A 23,029-nucleotide genomic window follows, 5' to 3' on the forward strand; every position below is an offset into this window, starting at 1 on the left:
ACCCTCCGGCGCCCCCTGCCGAGGCACCGTCGCAGGCGGAGCCGTGACACGCGTCCCCTCGCCCCCCGCACGATCGCCCCCCGAGAACGAGCCGTCGCGGGTCTCGGCTTTCGTGTTCAGGGGGGCGGGCGCGCCCGTGGTGCGCCCGCCGCTGACGCCCTCGCCACGTGCCGCGGGCGGCGGGGGCATCCCGACGTCGTGCGTGCGGTTCCCGCCTGCCGGGCCGCTGCTGGTGGGTGCCGGGTCGTTGACGGAGACGCCGCCCTTGACCGGCGGCGGGGTCGTGCCGGAGCCGCCCGGGAAGGACTCGTTGCCGCCGCGCCTGGTCTGCGGGGGCGGCGGGGTGAAGGCGTTGTCCTTGCCGCCTCCGGTGACCGGGGTGACATCGCTGGTGCGGTCGGTCTTGGGGACCGGAGGGGACTTCACGGGCGGGCTTCCCGTCGGGACGCCGCCGGGCGATCCGGGCTTCGGCACGCCGTGGTATCCCCCGAGGCCCCCGGCGATCCCGCCGAAGCCGCCGCCGATGCCGAGGGTCAGCGCCTCGGCGCCCCAGTCGATGTCGTAGTCCGTGTGCGCGATCGCGGCCCCCGCCGCGCCGACTCCCAGGTCGAACGCGAGACCGGACGCAGACCCGATCACGGCGCCGCCGATCGAACCGACGACGGCGCTGCCGATGGGGCCGAGGCGTCCCGCCATGGAGGCGATGACCGGGATGAGCCGGGCGATGAGCTGCCCGATCATGGCGAGCACGCTCTCCAGGAGCGGGCCCAGGTAGAAGAAGACCGCACCGAGGAGGGCGCCGAGGATGTCCGCCCACATCATCGCGTTGAGCTTCTTCGCGTACTCCTCGGCCGCCTCGTGCAGCTTGTCGGCGTACCGGTTGATCGTCTGCCCGACGGTCCAGGCGGTCTCGATCGCCTCGTCCAGGTTCTTGGCGGTCGCGTCCGTCCAGGCGAGCCGGGCCGCGTTGCCCGCCGCCCCCGTCCACTTCATGCCGGACACGTCCGAGTCGACGGCGGTCCGGCGCTCGTGGAGTTCGTCCCCCAGCTTGATCCAGGCGTTGCCGAGGGCGTAGATGTCCTCGAGCTTGATGGTGTTGAGCACGGAATCCGCGGAAGCCATGGGAGCGCCCTCCTCGGGCGTACTGCTGGTGTGCGGGCGGGGGGACGGGGGCGCGGGGACGGGGAGGCCCCGCGCGCCGGGGTCAGCTGCGGGCGACGACGGCTTCGTGCGGGGGCGGGCCGTCGTCGTGACGTGTGGCGCCGCCGGACCTTTCGGCCTTGTCGCGCTCGTCGAGCGCGATCTGCACGACGGTCGGTTCGTGGTCGCGGCGGATGAGCAGGCCGCGGCCCGGGTCGGTGCGGCGCGCGCGCTGGTCACCGAGAAGGACGCCCTCGCGGTGGTCGCCGGAGAGGAGCAGGCCGCTCGTGCCGTCCTGTTTGAGCTTGCTCAGCAGGGTGTCGGAGAGCAGGGCGCGCCCGGCGCCCGCGACCCGGCGGGCGAGGACGACGTGGAATCCGATCTCCTCGGCCTGCGCGAGGTAGGGGGCGAGCGGGGCGAGCGGGCCCTGCCCCATGCCTCCGGAGGCGAGGTCGTAGTCGTCCGCCACGAGGTACAGCTCGGGGCCCTGCCACCAGCTGCGCTCGGCGAGTTGGGCGGCCGTGATGTCCGGCGGGGGCATCCGGGTGCGCAGCGTCTCGGCGAGGGCCTGGGCCTGGCCGGCGACGAGGTCGGCGTTGCTTCCTCGTGCGCCGATGTACTCGGGCGGCACGACGTCGAGGAGGCTGTGCCGGTAGTCGACGACCATGAACCGCGTCTCCTTCGCCGAGTAGCGGTCCGTGAGACCGCGCATCCAGGCGCGCAGGAAGGCGGTCTTGCCGGAACCCGAGTCGCCGAAGACGACGAAGTGCGGCGCGCCGGAGGTGAGGTCGAGGCCGACCGGGGCGAGGTCCGACTCGCGCAGGCCGATGGGCACCTCGCGTCCGCCGAGCCCCGGGCCGTGCCCCTCCCAGCGGTTGGTGGGGCCGGGCGCGCCCGCGCCGGCCAGCTCGCGCACGGTGACGCGGCGGGGCAGGACCCGCAGGGCGGGCGCCGCCGGTCGCTTCCACGCGGCGGAGATCCGGGCGACGAGGGTCCGCTCGGCCTCGGCGAGGCCCTCGGTCGATTCCACTCCGTCCAGGCGGGGAAGTGCCACGTGGTGGGTGAGGCCGGGCGGCACGATGCCGCGTCCGGGCAGGCCCTGTGCGATTCCGCGCGCGGCGGCGCGGTTGATCTCGGATTCGCTGGGGTCGTTCAGACGCAGTTCGAGGCGGCCGGGGATGCTGTCGCGCAGTGCGGGACGTATCTCGGCCCAGCGGTTCGCGGTGAGCCACAGGTGGACGCCGACGCCGAGCCCGCGTGCGGCGATGTCGGTGAGCGCGGCGGCGGCGTCGTCCTCGGCGGCGTGCAGGGCCGGCCAGTTGTCGACGACCAGGACGACATCGGCGCCGCGCACGCCTTCGGGCAGGTCCCCGGCCAGGCGGCGGGCACGCAGTTCGGCGGCGGACTGGATGCGCAGCTCGCGGAACATCGCCTCGCGGGCGTTGATGTGGCGGCTGGTCTCGGCCAGGACGCGGCGTACGCGTTCCTGGTCGCGGCGACCGGCGATGCCCGCGACGTGCGGGGCGTCGGCGAGCCCGTGGAGCGTGCCGCCTCCCATGTCGATGACGTAGAACTCCACTTCGTCGGGCGTGTGGGTGAGCATCGCGCTGAGCATCACGGTGCGCAGGAAGGTCGACTTCCCGCTCTGCGGCGCGCCGACGAGGGCGATGTGTCCCTGGCGCCCGGTGAGGTCGATGCCGATGGGGCGCTGTTCCTGGCGGGCCGGTACGTCGATGACGCCGGCGGGGAACTTGAGGGTGCCCGGCAGTGGCCACAGCGGCCCGACGAGACCCCGCTCGGGGTCTTCCTCGGGTTCGCCGAGCAGCGGCAGGAGGCTGATCTGCGCGGGCAGCGGCGGCAGCCACACCTGGTGGCCGGGGGTGTCCTCGCCGAGCAGCCGCTCGACGGCGAGCGCGAGTTCGGTGGTGGTGTTCTTGCCGGTCCACTCCCAGTCCGGCTTCTCCTCCTGCGGCACGGACGGGGGCAGTTCGCCGTGGACGGCGAAGGGCACCGGGTCGAGGGCCGCGGCGGGCGCCTCCGGATCGTGTCCGTGGTAGGGGGCGGAGACGTGGGCGACGCGGAAGCGCTCGTAGACCGTCTCGTCGACCTTGAGGTAGGCGGAGCCGGGAATGGCGGGGAGGCTGTAGGCGTCCGCGGTGCCGAGGACCGCGCGGGACTCGGCGGCGCTGAAGGTGCGCAGGCCGATCCGGTACGACAGGTGCGATTCGAGGCCCCGCAGGCGCCCTTCCTCCAAGCGCTGCGTGGCGAGCAGCAGATGGATGCCGAGCGAGCGGCCCACGCGCCCGATCTGCACGAAGAGGTCGATGAAGTCGGGCCGCTGGGAGAGGAGTTCGCCGAACTCGTCGACGACGACGAGCAGGTGCGGCAGCGGTTCGAGCGGGCGGCCCCCGGAGTCGGTGCCGCCGGCCTCGCGGCGCAGCTGGTACTCGCGCACGGAGTCGGCGTTGCCCGCTTCGCGCAGCATCCGCTGGCGGCGCTGCTGTTCGCCCTGGAGCGCCTGGCGCATCCGGTCGACGAGGGCGAGGTCGTCGGCGAGGTTGGTGATGAGGCCGGAGACGTGCGGGAGTTCGGTGACGCCGGCGAAGGTCGCGCCGCCCTTGAAGTCGACGAGGACGAAGGCGAGGTGCTCGGGCGAGTGGGTGAGCGCCAGCCCCGTGACGAGGGTGCGCAGCAGTTCGCTCTTGCCGGAGCCGGTGGCGCCGACGACGAGGCCGTGCGGCCCGATGCCGCCCTGCGCCGATTCCTTGAGGTCGAGGACGAGGGGCTGGCCCGTGCCCGTGACACCGAGGGGCACGCTGAGCAGGTCCCGGTCGTCGGGGGCCCGGCGGCGGTCGCGCGGGTCGAAGGAGGCGATGTCGGCGATGCCGAGCATCCCGGAGAGCGAGACGTGCTCGGAGAGGACCTGCTCGCGCTCGCCGGAGAGGCGCAGCGGGGCCAGGGCGCGGGCCGCGGCCTCCAGGACGCCGGGGGCGACGGTGTCGGCGGTGGCGTTCTCCACGCTCGCGTGCAGGGCGGGGTGACGGCTCTCCAGGACGAGGTCGCCGCGCGCGAGGAGGCGCGCGCGCACGTCGACGCGGCCGGGCTCCGACCGCTCCTCGTCCACGAGGCACACGAGGTGGAGGCCGATCTCGGGACCGGCCTCGGTGAGCAGGTCGTTCAGGAGGGCCGAGCGGGCCCAGGCGGCTTCGGGGTCGTAGTCGTCGATGAAGACGACGAGGTGCCGCCGGGCGCCGGTGCCGCGCTGGGTGAGCAGCCGGTTGCCTCGTTCGGCGCGGGCGAGGAGCGCTTGGTCGAGGAGGCCGCGCAAGTAGTCGTGGAGGCCGGTGAGGTCGTCGGCGAGCATCGGGACGAGTTCCTGCTCGCGCGGGGCGCCCTCCTGTTCGGCGGGCTGGGCGTGCGGCAGCCACTTGGCCCAGTCCCAGGCGGAGTGGCCACCGGTGACGACGGCGACCCGGACGTCGTCCGGGGCGTGCAGGGTGGAGAGCTGGAGCAGGAGCGCCTGGGCGAGTTCGCGGCCTTTGGCCCGCGGGCCGAGGACGCTGACGACGCCGGAGGCGCCGAGGTCGAGCCAGGCCGCCTGGTCCTTGATGGCGGAGTGCTGTTCGACGAGTTCGGCGGCGGCGTGACGGCAGGTGCTGTCGAACTCGATGGTCGGGTCGCTCTGTTCGTGCAGGCGCAGTGGCGCGAGGGGCGCCACGGTACCGGTGCCGACGCGCAGGCGCAGGAAGTCGTCGTCGCCGGGGCGGCGTTCCCACACCCGGCGGCGGCGCGTGGCCAGCGCCCAGAGCCGGTCGGGGTGCGGATGGCGCCAGGCGTCCGCGGCGCGCTGTTCCGCGCGGGTGCGCAGGGCTTCCTTGCGCATTCCGGCGAGGTACTCCATGTACCGGTCGCGCTGGCGGAACTGGTTGCGGCGGCGGCTGCCGCGCAGCTGCATCCGCACCCCGATGGTGATGCCGACCGAGACCACCACGAAGGCCATGCCGAGCAGGATCATCCAGGCCCGCCCGTAGGCGACCATGTACGCCGCCATGCTGACGCTGGACAGCAGCGGGAGCAGGAGCATGAGCCAGCTCGCCGCGCCCTGCGGCTGGGGCCGCTGCGGTGGGGCGGCGAGTGTCGTGCCGCCCTCCGGGGCGGGGGGCGGCGTGATCCGCACAGGACGGTGGAAAGGTATTCGACTCACGGTGGCTGCCTAGTGGGCTGTCGTCGGGCGGGGCAGGGCGGGGCGCGGGGCGGGGCGGCTCAGTGGGGGAAGGTCATGGTGATGGCCGTCTTGTTGGTGTCGGTCTCCTCGGCGGGCGGCGTGTCCTTGGGGTCCTCGCCGTCCCCGCCGCCGGTGAGCGCTTCGTGGAACTTGCCGAAGCCTTCCTTGATGCCGTTCTCGGCCAGGCTGTAGTTGTGCTCGGCGTCCGAGACGCCGCCGGCGAGCACGGGCAGGACGGCGGGGGTGTCGTCGTCCTTGAGGCCGAACAGTTCACGCATCACGCGGTTCCACTCGTCCACGACGGCCTGGGCGTCGGAGGCCGCCTTCCCCTCCCAGCGCAGCCGCAGCCCGAAGATGCGGTCGCCGATGGCCTTGGTGGTCTCCGAGACCTCCTTGCTCAGTTCGGCCAGCTTCTTCGCCGATGACGCCATCCCTTGCGGGGAGATCTTGAGGGAGGAGGAGTCGTAGTCGGCCTCGCCGTTGGCGGCCATGACGCACCTTTCCGGCGAAATGCGGTGCCGGGCAAGGGAGTTGTTCCCGTACTCGACACCACTTCCGCGCTGACAAATGCCTACAGAAGTGGTAGAGCTGACATAGTTGTTCAGAACAGAGCCCCGGTCACCGCAGTCCCGACGCGGTGCCGGGCAGACGAGGGAGCGTGCATGAGCGGCGGAATAGAGTCCGCGTACGACAGGACCCCCCTGCCGGAGCCCGACGAGTCGGACGACGGTTCGGAGAAGAGCGCCGACAACGGCAAGGACCTCAGCGGCCTCGTCCCGGAGGACAAAGTCGCCTGGACGACGGCCCCTTCCTTCAACGACGACCCGAAGGACATCGGCGGCGGTGGCGACGAGGCGGACGAGAAGGACCCCGGCCCGCCCTCCGGCGACATCGACGTGGATCTCGCCTCCCTGCGCACCGCCGAGGCGTCCATGCTCGTGGAGGCGCGCGCGATGGTCGCCAAGTACGAGGAGGTGCGCGCGCACGTCGCCTCCGCCAAGGACACCGTCTTCGGGCAGACCGCGAAGGACAAGGCCGAGAGCGGTGAGGGCCACACGAGCCTGTCCTCCGGCTACAAGCCCCCGGCCGAGGACTCCGACAACCCCTTCGCCCCCGCCGCGCGCGAGTTCGCCGCCGAGATGAATCCGGCGATGGAGCGCGCGCTGCTCCAGGTCGGCTCGTCCCTGGAGAAGTTCGGCGAGTACATCGCCCTGGTCAACCACTCGGGGCAGGTCTACGGGCACGCCGACCGCGAGTCGCGCTTCCCGGCTCCGCCCGGCAACGCCTGAGGGCCGCGCCCCGGCCGCCCCGTCCCGGGCGGGGCGGCCGGGGGGCCTGCGGGAGGGTGCGCCGCGGCGACGCTCAGCCATCCGCGCCCCCGCCGCCCTCGCTGTGCAGATTGCGCTCGTTCCGCTCCTCGGCGGCGTGGTAGTTGTCATAGCTCGTCTGCATCTTGGTGATGATGTCCGCGAGGACGTTCCTGAGGTCCTCCTGGCACTTGTGGAACCAGGTCGTGATCTCGTCGAAGGTGCCGAAGGCGGGGCTGTTCCAGTCGTCGCCGACGCTTTTCATGGCCGTGTCGATGTCGTCCATGAGCTCGTTGACGTGCTGGGACGACGTGCGGACGTATCCGAGCGTGTCCCGCAGTTCCGCCAGGTCGGCCTTGAACTCCTCGAAGGTGATCTCCTCAGCCATGCGTGGCACACCTTCCTCTCCCCCGGTCCTCCGGGGTCTGCGGTCGCTGCGCGGCGTACGGGACGCGCGCGGGGTGAAGGAGCGCGCCGGTCACAGCGTGCCCTCGGGCGGCAGATCGTCCGGCAGGAGCAGCGTGAGGAGCCCGGGTTCGGCGGCGGCCAGCTCGGCCGGGCCGAGGCCGAGTTCCGCGACGCGCTGGGCGTGCCGCTCCGTCATGCGCTGGAACACCTGCCGCGCGCTGCGTCCGTTGCCGAAGCGCTCGCCGCGCGGCAGCGTCTCGAAGTAGTGGTGCAGCGCCTCCACGGTCTGGGGCGCGCACGTGTACTCGTGGCGCGCGGCCTGGTACTCGACGATGCGCACCAGTTCGGCGGAGGAGTAGTCCTCGAAGGTGAGGGTGCGAGTGAAGCGGGAGGCGAGGCCCGCGTTGGAGCCCAGCAGGCGGTCCATCTCGCTGGGGTAACCGGCGACGATGACGACGATCTCGTCGCGGTGGTCCTCCATGAGCTTCACGAGCGTCGAGACGGCCTCCGCTCCGAAGTCCGTCACCTGTCCCTGCGGGACGAGGGAGTACGCCTCATCGATGAAAAGCACGCCGCCCAGGGCGCGTTTGAAGACGGCGGTGGTGCGGGGCGCGGTGTGCCCCACGTACTCGCCGACCAGGTCCGAGCGGTCGGTCTCGACGAGATGGCCCCGGCTGAGCAGGCCGAGGGCGGCGAGGAAGCCGCCGTACAGGCGGGCCACGGTGGTCTTGCCCGTGCCGGCGTTGCCTGCGAAGACGAGGTGGCGGCTGAGCGGCGGCGGGGCGAGCCCGGCGTCCTGGCGCACCTTGACCATCTGCATGAGCCGGGTCAGGGTCAGCACTTCGCGCTTGACTCCGTCGAGGCCGACGAGGCGGTCGAGTTCGGCGTGCAGTTCAGCGAGCCGGGCGGCGGCATCGTCGCCGGTCCCCTCCTCGGCCTCCCCGGCGTCCGGCTCCTTCTCCGTCGCGCCCGGCGTGCGGAGCGCGGGGGTGGCGGTGAGGACGGCGGGTGTGCCGTCCGCGCCGCCCAGTCCGGGCAGCAGCGCTTCGGCGACCTCCTCGGCCTCGCAGTCCTCGGCGTGCACGGTGGCGCCCTCCGCGCGCAGCAGATCGCTTTCGGTCGCGGCGACCGTGCAGCGGCGCAGCAGGATGTCGGCGCCGGTGGCGGCGTAGACGGCGGGGAAGCCGCTGCGGCTGAAGCGGCAGTCCTCGTACGTGCCCGTGCCGCCCTCGTCGACGTACAGGGCGTTCTTCGCGGCGTCCTCGACGACGAGGCCGCGCACCTGGGGCCGGGCCCCGGCGCGTACGACGAGCCCGCTGCCGCCGGGGGCGGTCACGGTGCCGCCCTGGATGACGACGGTGCTCTCCTCCTCCACGACCACGGCTGCCCCGCCGCTGCCGGAGACCGTGAGGTCCTCCAGGCGGGCACCGGTGCCGGGCCCGACCCGGACGCCGCTGTCGGCGCTGCCGGCGACCGTGCAGCGGCTGAGGAGGGGGCGGTGGCTGGTGCGCAGCCGGACGCCGTCGCGGCCCCCGGTGAGGCGGCAGTCGCGCAGCGCCGCGTCACCGTCCTCGACGACGGCGGCGGCCAGTTCGGCACCGCTCACCTCGCAGCCGGTGGCGAGGAGTTCGGCGCGCGCGGTGACGCGCAGCCCGTACTCGGGCGACCCGCTGACGAGGCAGTCCCGCGCCTCCATCCGGGCGGCACCGCCGAGGTGGACGGCGGTGTAGGCCGTATCGCGCACGGTGCAGCCGGTGAGCGCGAGGCCGGACTCACCGACCGCGTAGAGCCCGTTGGCTCCGGTGCGGGCGAAGGTGCACTCGCGGGCGGAGACGTGCGCGCTGCCGCGCACGACGAGGGCGCTGTCGGCGCAGTCCACGGCGCGCAGAGAGACGAGTTCGCCACGCGCCTCGCCGGAGAGGACGACGGCGGCGCCCTCGGTGTGGTGGACATGGCAGTCGTCGAGCCGTACGGCGCTGCCGTCCTCGGCGAGCACTCCGGCGCCGTGGGTGCGGAAGATTTCGCAGGAGCGCAGGCGTACCCCGTGCGCGGCGGCGCCGTCGTCGCGCGCCGCCTCGCGCTGCGCCTCGGTGTGGCGGCCGACGGTGCCCCGGGCCCACAGGCCCTGGCCGCCCGCCTGGTGGAGGCGGCACTCGTCGAGGCTCGCCGTGGCATGGCCGACGACCAGGACGGCCGATTCACCGCTCGCGCGCACTTCGCAGCGGTTGAGCCGCAGGTGTGCCCCGCCGGTGACGAGAACGCCGTGGCCGGTGACGCCGTCGATCAGCGAGTCGACCGCCTCGACGCGTGTCTCGTCCTCGACGAGCAGTCCCTCGCCGGTGCCTCCGGCCAGGGTGACCTTCTCCAGCACGGCACGGGCGGTGCCGGTCAGGCGCAGCGAGGCGGCGCCGGAGCGCCGCACGGAGCAGTCGGCGAGCACGGCGCGAGCCGTACCGGCGACTTCGACGCGTCCGCCGGTGATCTCGCATTCCCGCAGTTCGGGTTCGCCGCCGCGCAGGAGGACGACCGGCTCACGCGGGGCGTCGGACTCGATGGTGAAGCCGCGTATCTCCACGCGCCCTGAGTGGACGGTGAGAGCGGGACCGCGGGCGGCGGCGAGCCGTACCGTGCCCTTGGCCACGAGGCTGATGTCCCGGTCCAGGACCAGGCTCTCCGTGTACGTGCCGGCCTGGACGGTGACGACGGCACCGGGCTTCGCCGCGCGTACCGCCGCACCGATCGTCCGGTGGCCGCCCCAGCTTCCCGGGGCGACACGTTCGGCCGCCGCCCTCATCACGCCTCCGCCCTCCGGGCCCCGGTCCGCCGAGCCCGGAGCCCACGCACTGCCGACGCACGGGGGGCGAGGCTCACAGACTGCTCCCGAGGTTCGCGAGCTTGTCGAAGAGGCCGAAGACACCGGCCGCGAGCGGGACCGAGACGACCGCCAGGAACGTGGCGAGGCCGCCCGGCCAGCTCGGTCGCTCCTGTTCGGCGGGGCGCAGGGCCGCGCCGAAGGCGAGGAAGAAGCCGCAGGCGAGCACCACGATCCCCACGGCGAACGCGGCGAGCGGCCCGGCCGACCGGGAGTCGGTCATGTACTCGGGAACGCGGACGGCGAGGGCGAGCAGACCGAGGACGGCCGCCGCGAGCTGCGGGCCCACGGCGCTGAGCACCCGCACGCTGCCTGCCTGCAGGAGCAGGCCGACACCGACGCACGCGGCGAGCACGAGCCCGTACAGGTTGTCGGTGAAGGCGAGGACGAGCAGGGAGACGGCGAGCCCCGCGGAGGCCACGGCGCTGAGTGTGGTGAGGAGCCAGTTGCCGCGCCGCACGACGGTGGCCACGTCGTCCGGGTCGATGACCTCGGCTCCGGTGTCCGCCCTCATCGGGACAAGCACCGCGATCAGGCTGGTGAGCCGGGGCAGCAGCCCGACGAGCAGGAAGAGGACCGTGGCCACCACGGCGGCCGAGCCGACGGCACTCGCGTGCAGGGACGCCAGCGGGACGACGAACAGCGCCACGACGACGGCGAGGAGCTCCAGGAGCACGGTGCTCGCCGTCGGCAGGGCGAGGAGCCCGGCCAACGCGCCGACCACGGCCGCCACCGCGACCGCCACCGGCGTGGCGTGCGGTCCGTGCACCGGGCCGCCGAGCCCGGCCATCGCCATGAGCGGGCAGGCCGCGAGGGCGAGGATGCGGCGCACCACGGGCGGCACGGGCCAGTTCTTGCGCGTGGCGTAGCGGGCCAGCCCCGCGCAGGCGAGCGAGGTGAGCGCGACGAACACCCACGAGGTGGGGACCAGCCGGTGCGCGCCGAGCCAGGCGGCCGAACCGAGGACGACGAGGAGCCCGGCGAGCACGACGCTCTGGGCCCGCCGCCTCGCGTTCCACAGCGCGCCGTCCCCGCGGGCGCTCGCCACCTGCTCGTCCAGGTCGGTGACCTGCAACTCGTCGCGTTCCGCGGCACGTTGGTCGCGCAGGTAGAGCACGGCCCCGTCGAGTACACCCGCCGCCGCGAGGGAGGAGCCGGGCGCGAGGGGCGTGCCCCCGGACTCGGCGAGCGACCAGACCGGTGCCAGGTCCTCGGGCTCCGTCTGGCCGCACAGGGTCGCGAGCCGAGGGGTGTACTCCGCGATGGGTGCCTGCGCCGGAAGCGCGAGGTCGACGCGTCTGCGCTCGCCGACGACGGTGACCCGGCAGCGTTCATCGGGCACGAGAATGTTTCCTTCGATGTGGGCGTGCGGGACCAGCGGGGGCGGACGAGGCCGCCGCCCCCGTGAGGTGAGAGCTCAGTGCCGCCAGGTCGACATGTTCGACCACTCGGCGTCGCTGTAGTTGTTCCAGTTGACGTGCATCGCCTGGGCGATGCGGCCGAGCACTCCGTCGGGCCCGAAGAGCCCGTCGGCGGCGAGGTCCCACTCGTTCTGCAGGTCCTGGTAGTACGTCGCCGCCTGGCTCTCGCGCCAGGCGTCGGCCAGCGGGGCGAGCTGCGACTTGAGCGCCTGGAGCTCGCCGGAGATCTCCCCCGCGCGGGCGTTGAGCGTGCCGCCCGCGGCGGCGAGGCCCTCGCCTACGTAGATCGGCGTACCGTCGACATTGGGCATGACTTCTCCTCGGTTGTCCGGCCGTCGGCCCTGCGGCCCGTCCGGGGCGGCGGATCAGTTGAAGTTGGTCCCCGCCGGCGCCTTCGGCACGTCCTGGCCGAGTGCGACAAGGTTGTTGATGTTCTGCTGCTCGGATTCCTTGTAGTTCACGTAGTTGCCCTGGAGGCCCTTGGAGATGCCTTCGAGGGCGTCGTGCAGCATTCGCGCGTAGATGTCGTACTCGGCCATGAGCGTCTGGAACTGGGTGTGGGCGATGCCCTGCCAGCTCGCTTCCAGGCTCTGCACGTACGTCTTCAGCTCGCCGAGCTGGGTCGCGATCTCGGTCGCGGTACTGGCCGTGTTGCTGGACGCGTTGGCCAGGTACTCCGGCGTCACGCGGTACGTGACGCCGCCGACGCTCACGGGGGGCTGGTCAGCCATGGATTTCCGCCCTTCTCGCCTGCTACCGCGAGCATTCAAGCAGCTCAGCGTTCACCACCCTCCCCGGTGAACCCCATTGGGCAGTACTTGAACACCACTTGAGCACACTGCCCGCGAGCCCGGGCAGAGGGTGGCAACACGAGACCGCCGCGCGTCCGGTGGGCGGGTGGTCTGCTCGTGGTGGTGCGCGCGGGTCGAGCGGCCCCTCGCCGAAGTGCCCGTGTCCGTACGGGGCTGCGCGGGGTCCGGGGTGGTGCGCCGCGCGTGCGCCGGGCCCCGCCCCGTACGCGCGGTGCGGCTCACTCCGGCGCGCGCTCGGTCCGCACCGGGTAGGGCACGAAGGTGCTGCTGTGCTGGTCGATCGTGAGGGTGTGACCGACGGGCGGCGTCGCGCGCTGGGGGCAGTCGAGGTGTTCGCAGACGCGGCAGCCCATGCCGATGGGGGTGTCGGAGGCGGGGTTGTCGAGGTCGAGCCCCTCGGAGTAGACGAGGCGGCCCGCGTGCCGGACCTCGCAGCCGAGGCCGATCGCGTACGTGCTGCCGCGCTCGCCCCAGGCGCCGCCGCGCCGCGTGACGGTGCGCGCGGTCCACAGGTGGCGGCTGCCGTCGGGCATGCGGGTGAGCTGGACGTGCACGCGTCCCGGGGCGGTGAACGCCTCGTAGATGTTCCACAGGGGACAGGTGCCGCCCGAGCGCGAGAAGGGGAAGCCCGTCGCGGACTGGCGCTTGGACATGTTCCCGGCGCGGTCGACGCGGACGAGCGAGAAGGGGACGCCGCTCAGGCGCGGGCGTTGCAGGGTGCTGAGGCGGTGGCACATGGTCTCGTAGCCGAGGCCGTAGTGGTCGCCGAGGCGTTCGATGTCGTAGCGGTACTCCTCGGCGCGCGCGTGGAACTCGCGGTACGGGAGGACGAGGGCACCGGCGAAGTAGTGCGCGAGGCCGATGCGGGTGAGCGCGTGGGCGGGTGACTGGCGGGGGAACTTCTCGGCCGCGAGGGAGTCGAGTTCCAGGCCGTACTCCAGGAGCGCGAGCTGCGCGGCCATGCGGAAGGTCTGCTGGCCCGGCCGCAGGCGCGGCGAGAGGTGCAGGGTGCGGGTGCCGGTCTCGTAGCGGTGGAGGTGGGGCCCGGCGGTGGTCGCGACGCGTACGCCGTGCTGGGCCTCCAGGTGCTCGGCGAGGGTCTGGCCCGCCGTGCGGGGGCGGACGCGGAGTTCGCCCGCGAGGTCTTCCGCCGCGAGGTCGAGGGCGTGGAAGTAGTTGCGGCGCTCGTAGAAGAAGTCGCGCACCTCCTCGTGCGGCGAGCCGGGGGTCTCCTGCTGCTCCTCGGGGCCGCCGCCGCGTCCCGAGAGTTGTTCGGTGAGGCGCTGGGAGCGGCGCTGGAGATCGAGGAGGAGGCGCGCGGCACCCGGGGTACGGGTGGCGATCTCCTCCAGTTCGCCGGGCAGGACCCGGCCTTCGTCGAGCGGCGCCGCGAGGGCTTCGCGGAGGTCGGCCAGGAGGCGGGTCGCGTCACGGGCGGAGAAGAAGGACGCGTCGATGCCGAAGGTCTCGCCGATCTTGAGCAGAACGGGCACCGTGAGCGGGCGCGAGTCGTGCTCCATCTGGTTCAGGTAGCTCGGGGATATGCCGAGGGTGCGGGCGAGTTCGGCCTGACTGAGGCGGCGTTCCTCGCGCAGCCGTCGCAGTCGCGCGCCCGCATAGGTCCTGGCCATGACCGGCCTCCTCCGTCACTCCATGTCACTCCCGGCGAGAGTGGGAGCCACCTTAGCGGGCGCGAAGAGCTTGGCAAGCTTCGCAAAGCTGGCGGGACAGGATTCACACACTTCACAGATTTCCCCCCTTGATGGCACTCAGTGCCAGTGCCACAGTCGAGTCATCACCCCGACCCCGCAAGGGAAACGGGAGCGTCACAGCAGGATGGAATGCTCCAGAGGACTTAGTGCGACACTCCGTGCCGCACAGGGCTGAGTCCGGTCCCCTGCTTCACAACCGTGACACCTCACCACAGCGACATCACTGCGACACCTTCAGGGAGACGGTGACCCTCATGGGCAAGACGACCGACCGCGCAGCCGAACTGACCCGCCGCTGGGCCGAGGACCCACGCTGGAAGGGCATCGAGCGGACCTACTCCGCCGAGGACGTCGTGCGTCTCTCCGGCAGTGTCCGCGAGGAGCACACGCTCGCCCGGCGCGGCGCCGAGCGCCTGTGGCGCCAGCTCCACGAGCGCGACTACATCCACGCGCTCGGCGCCCTCACCGGCGGCCAGGCCGTCCAGCAGGTCAAGGCCGGGCTCCAGGCCATCTACCTCTCGGGGTGGCAGGTCGCGGCGGACGCCAACCTCGCCGGGCAGACGTACCCCGACCAGAGCCTCTACCCGGCCAACTCGGTCCCGCAGGTCGTGCGCCGCATCAACAACGCGCTGCTGCGCGCCGACCAGATCGCGACCGCCGAGGACGACGGCGACACGACCGACTGGCTCGCGCCGATCGTCGCCGACGCGGAGGCCGGATTCGGCGGCCCGCTCAACGCCTTCGAGCTGACGAAGGCGATGATCGCCGCGGGCGCGGCCGGTATCCACTACGAGGACCAGCTCGCCTCCGAGAAGAAGTGCGGCCACCTGGGCGGCAAGGTCCTCGTGCCGACCTCGCAGCACATCCGCACCCTCAACGCGGCCCGGCTCGCCGCCGACATCGCCGACACGCCGACCCTCGTCATCGCCCGCACCGACGCCCTCGCCGCCACGCTGCTGACGAGCGACGTCGACGAGCGCGACGCGCCCTTCGTCACCGGGGAGCGCACGTCCGAGGGCTTCTACCACGTGCGCAACGGCATGGCGCCCGTCATCGCCCGCGGCCTCGCCTACGCCCCGTACGCGGACCTCATCTGGGTCGAGACCGGCACCCCGGACCTCGCCCAGGCCAGGGAGTTCGCCGAGGCGATCCACGCCGAGCACCCGGACCAGATGCTCGCCTACAACTGCTCGCCGTCGTTCAACTGGCGCGCCGCGCTCGACGACGACCAGATCGCGAAGTTCCAGCGCGAGCTGGGCGCGATGGGCTACCGCTTCCAGTTCATCACCCTCGCCGGCTTCCACTCCCTCAACCACGGGATGTTCGACCTGGCGCGCGGCTACGCCGAGCAGGGCATGACCGCGTACGTCGACCTCCAGGAGCGCGAGTTCGCCGCGCAGGCGCAGGGCTTCACCGCCGTGCGGCACCAGCGCGAGGTCGGCACGGGCTACTTCGACCTCGTCTCCACGGCCGTCAACCCGGCCTCCTCCACCACCGCGCTGGCCGGCTCCACCGAGACCGAGCAGTTCCACTAGCCGGACCGGGACGGGGCGGGCCCCACTCCTCGCCCGCCCCGTCCTCTCCCCCGCGGCACGCATCTGTGCGGGTGCGCCGCCGCCCCGGGGACGCGCGCCTTCGCGTCGGCGCGCGTCCCCGTGCCCCCGAGCCGAACGGGGGCCGGGCACCCGTCTCCGTCCGGCCCCCGTTCCTCGCACCCTCGCCCGGTCCCCCGGGCCACGCGGTTCACCACTGAGCCGCGTGCTCCGGCCCCGCTCCAGGAGGTCCCCCGATGCCCACCCTCGCCCCGGCCCGTACCGTCCGCGTCACCGCCGCCCCCGGCCCGCGCCACGACGAGATCCTCACGCCCGCCGCGCTCGACTTCCTCGGCACCCTCGTGGCCGCCTTCGGCGAGCGCCGCCAGTGGCTGCTGCGCGAACGGCGCCGCCAGGCGCACCGCCTCGCCGCCGGTATCCGTCTCGACTTCCCGCTCGTCACGACGCCGGTGCGCACCGACCCCGCGTGGCGTGTCGCACCGCCGGCGCCGGGACTCGCCGAGCGGCACGTGGAACTCGTGGGCCCGCCCACCCCGCGGGCGGCGGCCGCCGCGTACGGCTCGGGCGCCTCGACCTGGACCGCCGACTTCGAGGACGCCACCTCGCCGACCTGGCACACCGTCCTCGACGGCCACCTCCTCCTCAAGGACCTCGCCCGCACCCCGCGCGCGGGCGCGCGCCCCACGCTCGTCGTGCGCCCGCGCGGCTGGCACCTCGACGAAGCGCACCTGGAGTACGGCGGAGAGCCGGTCCCCGCCGCGCTCGCCGACTTCGCGCTGTTCTTCTTCCACAACGCCAGGCCGCTCGTCGAGGCGGGGCACGGGCCCTACTTCTGCCTGCCGAAGCTGGAGAACCGGTACGAGGCGCGGCTGTGGAACGACGTCTTCCTCCTCGCCCAGGAGTCGCTCGGCCTCCCGGCCGGGACCGTGCGGGCCTCGGCGCTCATCGAGACGATCACCGCGGCGATGGAGATGGAGGAGATCCTCCATGAACTGCGGGAGCACAGCTCGGGGTTGATCGCCGGGCGCTGGGACTACCTCTTCAGCCTCGTCAAGACCTTCGGGCACCGCACCGACTTCCTCCTGCCCGACCGGGCGCGACTGCCGATGACGGCGCCCTTCCTGCGCGCGTACACCGAACTCCTGGTGCGCACGTGCCACCGGCGCGGCGCGCACGCGATCGGCGGCATGGCGGCGCAGGCGCCCGAGGGCGACCCGGCGGCGATCGAGGCGGCCCTCGCCGAGGTGCGGCGCGACAAGGAACGGGAGGCCGAGGACGGTTTCGACGGCTCGTGGGTCGCGCACCCGGGGCTCGTCCCCGTCGGCCGCGAGATCTTCCGCGGCGTCCTCGGCGACCGGCCGCACCAGCTCGACCGCAAGCGCGACGATGTCGAGGTCCGGGCCGCCGAACTCCTCGCCGTGCCGCGCCTGACCGGTGCACCGGGCCCCGAGGGGGTGCGCGGCAGCGTGGCGCTCGCGGTCCGTTACTTCGACCGCTGGCTCGGTGGGACGGGACTGCTCGACCAGGGCGGCCTCCTCGCCGACGCGGCGACGGCGGAGATCGCCCGCACGCAGATCTGGCAGTGGCTGCGGCACGGGGCCGTGAGCCGCGAGACGGTCGAGCGGCACGTCGAGGAGGAGATGGCCGCGCTCGCGGCGGAGGGCGCCCACAGCGACCCGGCGGAGGTCCGCGCACTCTTCGCGGCGACGGCGCTCGGCCCCCGGCTCCCGCTCTTCTTCACGCGGTACGGCTACGACACCTACCTGGCGCACCGCGCCGTCTGACCCCGCGGCGGCCGGGACCTGCCCCCGCCCGCCGCGGCCCGAGCCGCCCCGCCCCGAACCCACGCGGGGGCGGGGCGGCTTCCCACGGGCGGGGCGGGGGCGGAGCCCCGGTGGTCGGCACTCCGGCCCGAGAGGGGCGGGGCCGCGCGAGGCCCCGTCCGCGGCCCGGCCTACTCGTTCCGGAACTCCGGCTTCCGTTTCGCGGTGAACGCCGCCATCCCCTCCTTCTGGTCCGCGAAGGCGAACACCGAGTGGAACAACCGCCGCTCGAAGTGGACACCCTCCGCAAGAGTCGTCTCGAACGCCGTGTTGACCGCCTCCTTGGCCATCATCACGGCCGGAGCCGAGAGGTTCGCGATCGTGTCGGCCGCCGCGAGGGCCTCCGTGAGGAGGTCGGCCGCCGGGACGATCCGCGAGACGAGGCCCGCGCGTTCGGCCTCGGTCGCGTCCATCGTCCGCCCGGTCAGGCACAGGTCCATCGCCTTCGCCTTCCCGACCGCGCGGGTCAGCCGCTGCGAGCCGCCGATCCCCGGGATGACACCCAGTTTGACCTCGGGCTGCCCGAAGCGCGCCGTGTCCGCCGCGATCAGCACATCGCACAGCATGGCGAGTTCGCACCCGCCGCCGAGCGCGTGCCCCGCGACGGCGGCGATCGTGGGCGTGCGGAGCCTGCCGAGCCGGTCCCAGGCGGAGAACCAGTCGTGCAGGTACATCTCGACGGAGGTGCGCGGCGCCATCTCGGTGATGTCCGCCCCGGCCGCGAAAGCCCGCTCCGAGCCGGTGAGGACGAGGCAGCCGACCTCCGGGTCCCGGTCCAGTTCCTCGGCGGCGCCGACGAGTTCCTCCATGAGGCGCGCGTTGAGCGCGTTGAGCGCCTTCGGGCGGTTCAGGGTGAGCAGGGCGACCCGGCCCCTGCGCTCGACGAGGATCGTCTCGTAGGTACTCATCCGGCTGCCTTTCCCGAGTTCTCCCGCAGGACCCGCACGATGCCCGAGAAGTCCTCGTCGGCGCCGCGCCCTTCGGCGTACGCCGCGTACATCTCCGCCGCCCGCAGCCCCAGTTCGGCCTGGACGCCGCCCGCGCGGACCGCGTTGGCCGCGAGGCCGAGGTCCTTGGCCATGAGGGGGGCGCCGAACCCCGGGCGGTAGTCGCGGTTGGCGGGGGACGTCGGGACGGGGCCGGGGACGGGGCAGTTGACGCTGAGCGCCCAGCACTGGCCCGAGGCGGTCGAGGCGACGTCGTAGAGGGCCTGGTGCGAGAGCCCGAGGCTCTCGGCGAGGACGAACGCCTCGCTCACCGCGATCATCGAGACGCCCAGGATCATGTTGTTGCAGATCTTCGCCGCCTGACCGGCGCCCGCCGCCCCGCAGTGCACCGCCTTCTTGCCCATGACGTCGAGCAGCGGCAGCGCCTCGGAGAACTCCTCCTCTCCCCCGCCCACCATGAAGGTGAGCGTCCCGGCCTCGGCGCCGACGACGCCGCCCGAGACGGGCGCGTCGAGACAGCGCATCCCGCGCCCCTCGGCGAGCGCGTGCACGGCGCGGGCGTCGGCGACGTCGATCGTGGAGCAGTCGACGAAGAGGGTGCCGGGGCGGGCGGCGCCGAGGATGTCCTCGTACAGGCCGAGCACGTGGCGCCCGGCGGGGAGCATGGAGATCACGAGGTCGGCGCCGGTCACGGCCTCGACGGCGCTCGCGGCGGCCTCGGCCCCCGCGGCGACCCCCGCTTCGAGGGCCGCGGGCACGAGGTCGAAGGCACGCACGGTGTACTCGGCGCGGACGAGGTTCGCGGCCATCGGGGCGCCCATGTGCCCGAGCCCGATGAACGCGACGGTGCTGACCTTCTTGTCGGTAGTGCTCACCGTGTCACCTCCGGTGTCGGGGCGAGCCCGAGTTCGCGCTCGCCCAGGGATGTGAAGAAGCGTGCGACGTCGGAGGCGTCCACCTCGGCGAGCGAGGCCGGGTTCCAGTGCGGGTCGCGGTCCTTGTCGACGACCTGCGCGCGGATGCCCTCGACGAGGTCGGGCGTGGCGAGGCACGCGAGCGAGACCCGGTACTCCTGGTCGAGCGCCTCCTCCAGGGTGGCGAGCGCGCGGACGCGGCGGAGCGCTTCCAGGGTCACCTTCAGGCTCGTGGGGGACCGGCCCGCCAGGGTCGCCGCGTCGGCGTGCGCGGCCTCCTCGGGGCGGGCCCGCAGGCGCTCGACGATCTCCTCGACGGTGTCCGCCGCGTAACAGGCGTCGATCCAGCCCCGGTCGCGGTCGAGCGCGGCGGGCGGCGCCTCGGCCGCGTACCGTCCGACGGCCTCGTCGGCGGGCAGCGTGCCCAGCGCTTCGAGCAGTTCCGGCAGGGCGCTCGACGGTACGTAGTGGTCGGCGAGGCCGAGGCGCAGCGCGTCGCCGGGCCCCGCGACCGTCCCGGTGAGGGCCTGGCGGGTGCCGAGGTGGCCGGGGGCGCGCGAGAGCAGCCATGTGCCCCCGACGTCGGGCACGAAGCCGATGCCGGTCTCGGGCATCGCGGCCTTGGTGCGCTCGGTGACGATCCGGACGGAGCCGTGCGCGGAAACGCCGATGCCGCCGCCCATGACGATGCCGTCCATGACGGCGACGTACGGGACGGGGTAGCGGGGGACGCGGGCGTTGAGCCGGTACTCGTCGCGCCAGAAGTCCGCGGCCTCCCGCCCGTCGCCGTCGCGCGCCGCCTCGTAGACGGCGCGGATGTCCCCGCCCGCGCACAGGCCGCGCTCGCCCGCGCCGGTGAGGACGACGGTCTCGACCGCGTCGTCCTTCTCCCAGGCGGTGAGGGCGGCGTCGATGAGGCCGACCATCTCGTGCGTGAGGGCGTTGAGGGCGCGGGGGCGGTTGAGGACGAGATGCGCGGCCCGGCCCCTGACCGAGGTGAGGACGGGGCGCTCCCCGGCGCCGCTCACCGGGCCGCTCCCGTGAGGCCCCTGGCCACGATGACGCGCATGATCTCGTTGCTCCCTTCCAGGATCTGGTGGACCCGCAGGTCCCGGACGATCTTCTCGATCCCGTATTCGTGCAGATAGCCGTAGCCGCCGTGGAGCTGGAGCGCGCGGTCGGCGATCTGGAAGCCGGTGTCGGTGGCGAAGCGCTTGGCCATCGCGATGAGTTGCGGGGCCTGCGGGTCCTTGCGGTCCAGGGCGTCGGCGGCCTGGTGGAGCAGGGCGCGCGCGGCGGCGAGTTCGGTGGTCATGTCGGCGAGGCGGAAGCGCAGGGCTTCGGAGGCGATGAGCGGCTGCCCGAAGGCCTCGCGCTCGGTGAGGTGCTGGAGCGAGCGGTCGAGCGCCGAGCGGGCGCCGCCGAGCGAGCACGCCGCGATGCCGAGCCGTCCGCCGTTGAGGCCGTTCATGGCGATGCGGAAGCCCTGCCCCTCCGCGCCGAGCATGCGGTCCGCCGGCACGCGCACGCCGTCGAGGATCACCTGCCGGGTCGGCTGGGCGTTCCAGCCCATCTTGTGCTCGTTGGGACCGAAGCCGAGTCCGGCGTCGTCCTTGTCGACGAGGAAGGCGGTGATGCCGTCGGGTCCGGCGCCTCCCGTACGGGCCATGACGAGGTAGAGCCGGGCGGCACCCGCGCCGGAGATGAACTGCTTGACGCCGGTGAGGACCCACTCGTCGCCGTCGCGCACGGCGCGCGTCGAGAGGGCGGCGGCGTCCGAGCCGGCGCCGGGCTCGGTGAGGCAGTAGCTCGCGAGGTCGTCCATCGCGCAGAGCCCGGGGAGGTAGCGGGCGCGCTGGGCCTCGTCGCCGTAGGTGTCGACCATCCAGCCGACCATGTTGTGGATCGACAGGTACGCGGCGACGCAGGGGCAGCCGGTGGCGAGCGCCTCGAAGACGAGGACGCCGTCGGCCCGCGTGAGGCCCGAGCCGCCGGACTCCTCGCGGACGTAGACGCCGCCGAGGCCGAGTCCCGCGGCCTTGCGCAGGACGTCGACGGGGAAGTGCTTCTCGCGGTCCCACTCCAGGGCGTGGGGCGCGAGGTGGTCCCCGGCGAAGTCGAGCGTGGTCTCGACCAGGGCCCGCTGGTCCTCGCTGAGGAGCGTGTCGTACGTGGTGGTGCCGTGTGTGGTGGTGCTCATGGTGGTGCCCTCAGCCCATCGTCGGGATGGTGAAGCTCGCTCCTTCGCGCAGCCCCTTGGGCCAGCGCGAAGTGACGGTCTTGGTGCGGGTGTAGAAGCGGATCGAGTCCGGCCCGTGCTGGTTGAGGTCGCCGAAGCCGGACGCCTTCCAGCCGCCGAAGGTGTGGTACGCGACGGGAACCGGGATCGGTACGTTGACGCCGACCATGCCGGTGTTGACGCGGCGCGTGAAGTCGCGCGCGGTGTCCCCGTCGCGGGTGAAGATCGCGACGCCGTTGCCGAAGGCGTGCTCGCTCGGCAGGCGCAGCGCCTCCTCGTAGTCGGCGGCGCGCACGACGCTGAGGACGGGCCCGAAGATCTCCTCCTGGTAGATGCGCATCTCCGGGGTCACGCGGTCGAAGAGCGAGGCGCCCGCGAAGAAGCCCTTCTCGTGCCCGGCGAGGGTGAAGTCGCGGCCGTCGACGACGAGTTCGGCACCCTCCTGGACACCGAGGTCGACGTAGGAGCGGACGCGGGCGAGGGCGTCCGGGCCGACGAGGGGCCCGAAGTCGGCCTCGGGGTCCTCGCTCGTGCCGATCCGCAGCCCGGCGATGCGTTCCTTGAGGCGGGCCACGAGCGCGTCGGCGGTCTCCTCGCCGACGGGCACGGCGACGGAGATCGCCATGCAGCGCTCGCCCGCCGAGCCGTACCCGGCGCCGACGAGGGCGTCGACGGCCTGGTCGAGGTCGGCGTCGGGCATCACGATCATGTGGTTCTTGGCGCCGCCGAAGCACTGGGCGCGCTTGCCGTTCGCGGCGGCGCTCGCGTAGATGTGCGCGGCGATGGGCGTCGAGCCGACGAAGCCGAGCGCCTGGACGCGCGGGTCCTCGATGAGGGTGTCCACGGCTCCGCGGTCGCCGTTGACGACGTTGAGCACCCCGGCGGGCAGCCCGGCTTCAAGGAAGAGTTCGGCGAGGCGCAGCGGCACCGAGGGGTCGCGCTCGGAGGGCTTGAGGATGAAGGCGTTGCCGCAGGCGAGGGCCGGGGCTGCCTTCCAGAGCGGGATCATCGCGGGGAAGTTGAAGGGCGTGATGCCCGCGACGACGCCGAGCGGGGAGCGCAGCGAGTGCACGTCGATACCGGTCCCGGCGTTGTCGGTGAACTCGCCCTTCATCAGGTGCGGGATCCCGGCGGCGAACTCGACGACTTCGAGGCCGCGCTGGAGGTCGCCGTGCGCGTCCGCGATCGTCTTGCCGTGCTCGCTCGACAGGAGGCGGGCGATCTCGTCCTTCTCCTGGTCGACGAGCTGGAGGAAGCGGAGCAGCACGCGGGCGCGGCGCTGGGGGTTCCACTCGCCCCACTCCCGCTGCGCGCGGACCGCGTCGGCGATGGCGGCCTCGGTCTCGGCGCGGCTCGCGAGCGGCACGCGGGCCTGCACCTCTCCGGTATTGGGGTCGTAGACGTCGGCGAAGGCCCCGGAGGTGCCGGGGGTGTGCTTGCCGCCGATGAAGTGGGTGAGTTCGCGTACAGGGGCGCGGTCGGGTGCACTGGCCATGAGGAGCCTGCTCTCGTCGGGAGATGCGGGATGGCACGCGGTTCGCCGGCCGTGCGGGTGGACGGGGCGGCGGGGCGCGCGGGGCGTGTGGCGGGGTGCGGGGGCAAGGCTCGCGGGGTCGCGGCGGGGGCGGTAGGGGTCCGGTCCGGTAGGGCCGGGGG

16 protein-coding genes and 1 pseudogene are annotated in these 23,029 nt (G+C 73.3%); 3 read left to right on the plus strand and 14 right to left on the minus strand.

Going from position 1 to position 23,029, the window contains the following annotated elements; all coding sequences use genetic code 11:
* The 3 genes and pseudogenes from IF99_RS0126980 to IF99_RS0126990 form a co-directional block, all read right to left on the minus strand.
* Window positions 1–1,122 (minus strand): annotated as a pseudogene (locus tag IF99_RS0126980) (hypothetical protein); the annotation flags it as partial.
* Window positions 1,123–1,204: 82 nt separating this feature from the next.
* Window positions 1,205–5,344, minus strand: coding sequence for a type VII secretion protein EccCa (gene eccCa / locus IF99_RS0126985; RefSeq protein ID WP_234340875.1), 4,140 nt, complete (start codon window positions 5,342–5,344; stop codon window positions 1,205–1,207).
* A gap of 59 nt (window positions 5,345–5,403) precedes the next feature.
* Window positions 5,404–5,856: a WXG100 family type VII secretion target gene (locus tag IF99_RS0126990; protein WP_031000378.1), complete on the minus strand. Its 453-nt coding sequence runs from the start codon at window positions 5,854–5,856 to the stop codon at window positions 5,404–5,406.
* Window positions 5,857–6,027: 171 nt separating this feature from the next.
* On the opposite strand from IF99_RS0126990, the gene IF99_RS31750 reads away from it, so the two are divergent.
* Window positions 6,028–6,654, plus strand: coding sequence for a hypothetical protein (locus IF99_RS31750; protein ID WP_051703702.1), 627 nt, complete (start codon window positions 6,028–6,030; stop codon window positions 6,652–6,654).
* Window positions 6,655–6,727: 73 nt separating this feature from the next.
* On the opposite strand, the gene IF99_RS0127000 is transcribed toward IF99_RS31750, so the two are convergent.
* The 6 genes from IF99_RS0127000 to IF99_RS0127025 all read right to left on the minus strand — a co-directional run bounded on the left by IF99_RS0127000 (window position 6,728) and on the right by IF99_RS0127025 (window position 13,816).
* The gene (locus IF99_RS0127000; protein WP_031000382.1) at window positions 6,728–7,060 is read right to left on the minus strand and encodes a WXG100 family type VII secretion target; all 333 of its coding nucleotides are present in this window, start codon (window positions 7,058–7,060) and stop codon (window positions 6,728–6,730) included.
* Window positions 7,061–7,150: 90 nt separating this feature from the next.
* Window positions 7,151–9,874, minus strand: a complete 2,724-nt coding sequence (locus IF99_RS0127005; RefSeq protein WP_031000383.1) for a right-handed parallel beta-helix repeat-containing protein — start codon at window positions 9,872–9,874, stop codon at window positions 7,151–7,153.
* Window positions 9,875–9,947: 73 nt separating this feature from the next.
* Window positions 9,948–11,294 carry a type VII secretion integral membrane protein EccD gene (eccD, locus tag IF99_RS0127010; protein ID WP_031000385.1) on the minus strand — a complete coding sequence of 449 codons (1,347 nt, stop codon included), beginning with the start codon at window positions 11,292–11,294 and terminating at the stop codon, window positions 9,948–9,950.
* Between the two features lie 75 nt (window positions 11,295–11,369).
* A complete protein-coding gene (locus tag IF99_RS0127015) occupies window positions 11,370–11,684 on the minus strand; it encodes a WXG100 family type VII secretion target (protein WP_031000387.1) in 315 nt (104 codons plus the stop codon).
* A 54-nt stretch (window positions 11,685–11,738) separates the two neighbouring features.
* Window positions 11,739–12,104: a WXG100 family type VII secretion target gene (locus IF99_RS0127020; RefSeq protein ID WP_031000389.1), complete on the minus strand. Its 366-nt coding sequence runs from the start codon at window positions 12,102–12,104 to the stop codon at window positions 11,739–11,741.
* 299 nt (window positions 12,105–12,403) lie between these two features.
* Complete coding sequence (locus tag IF99_RS0127025; protein ID WP_031000391.1) at window positions 12,404–13,816, minus strand: short-chain fatty acyl-CoA regulator family protein; 1,413 nt, start codon at window positions 13,814–13,816, stop codon at window positions 12,404–12,406.
* Window positions 13,817–14,151: 335 nt separating this feature from the next.
* Between IF99_RS0127025 and aceA the strand changes: the two genes are divergently transcribed.
* Together aceA and IF99_RS0127035 are read left to right on the plus strand one after the other, a co-directional pair.
* Complete coding sequence (aceA, locus tag IF99_RS0127030) at window positions 14,152–15,432, plus strand: isocitrate lyase (protein WP_031000393.1); 1,281 nt, start codon at window positions 14,152–14,154, stop codon at window positions 15,430–15,432.
* Between the two features lie 254 nt (window positions 15,433–15,686).
* Complete coding sequence (locus IF99_RS0127035) at window positions 15,687–17,234, plus strand: malate synthase (protein ID WP_031000395.1); 1,548 nt, start codon at window positions 15,687–15,689, stop codon at window positions 17,232–17,234.
* 170 nt (window positions 17,235–17,404) lie between these two features.
* Here the strand turns inward: IF99_RS0127035 and IF99_RS0127040 are convergent, their stop codons facing one another.
* Genes IF99_RS0127040 through IF99_RS0127060 form a run of 5 tightly spaced genes read right to left on the minus strand, consistent with a single transcriptional unit; the run spans window position 17,405 to window position 22,868 of the window.
* Complete coding sequence (locus IF99_RS0127040; protein ID WP_031000397.1) at window positions 17,405–18,181, minus strand: enoyl-CoA hydratase; 777 nt, start codon at window positions 18,179–18,181, stop codon at window positions 17,405–17,407.
* Window positions 18,178–19,095, minus strand: coding sequence for a 3-hydroxyisobutyrate dehydrogenase (mmsB, locus tag IF99_RS0127045; RefSeq protein ID WP_031000399.1), 918 nt, complete (start codon window positions 19,093–19,095; stop codon window positions 18,178–18,180). The genes IF99_RS0127040 and mmsB overlap by 4 nt, the downstream gene beginning before the upstream one ends.
* Window positions 19,092–20,162, minus strand: a complete 1,071-nt coding sequence (locus IF99_RS0127050; RefSeq protein ID WP_031000401.1) for an enoyl-CoA hydratase/isomerase family protein — start codon at window positions 20,160–20,162, stop codon at window positions 19,092–19,094. The genes mmsB and IF99_RS0127050 overlap by 4 nt, the downstream gene beginning before the upstream one ends.
* On the minus strand, window positions 20,159–21,334 hold the full coding sequence (locus tag IF99_RS0127055; RefSeq protein ID WP_031000403.1) for an acyl-CoA dehydrogenase family protein: 1,176 nt from the start codon (window positions 21,332–21,334) through the stop codon (window positions 20,159–20,161). Before IF99_RS0127055 ends, IF99_RS0127050 begins: the two co-directional genes overlap by 4 nt.
* A 10-nt stretch (window positions 21,335–21,344) precedes the next feature.
* Complete coding sequence (locus IF99_RS0127060) at window positions 21,345–22,868, minus strand: CoA-acylating methylmalonate-semialdehyde dehydrogenase (protein WP_031000406.1); 1,524 nt, start codon at window positions 22,866–22,868, stop codon at window positions 21,345–21,347.
* Window positions 22,869–23,029: the final 161 nt, after the last annotated feature.

Source organism: Streptomyces sp. NRRL F-5630 (genome assembly GCF_000719475.1).
GTDB lineage: Bacteria > Actinomycetota > Actinomycetes > Streptomycetales > Streptomycetaceae > Streptomyces.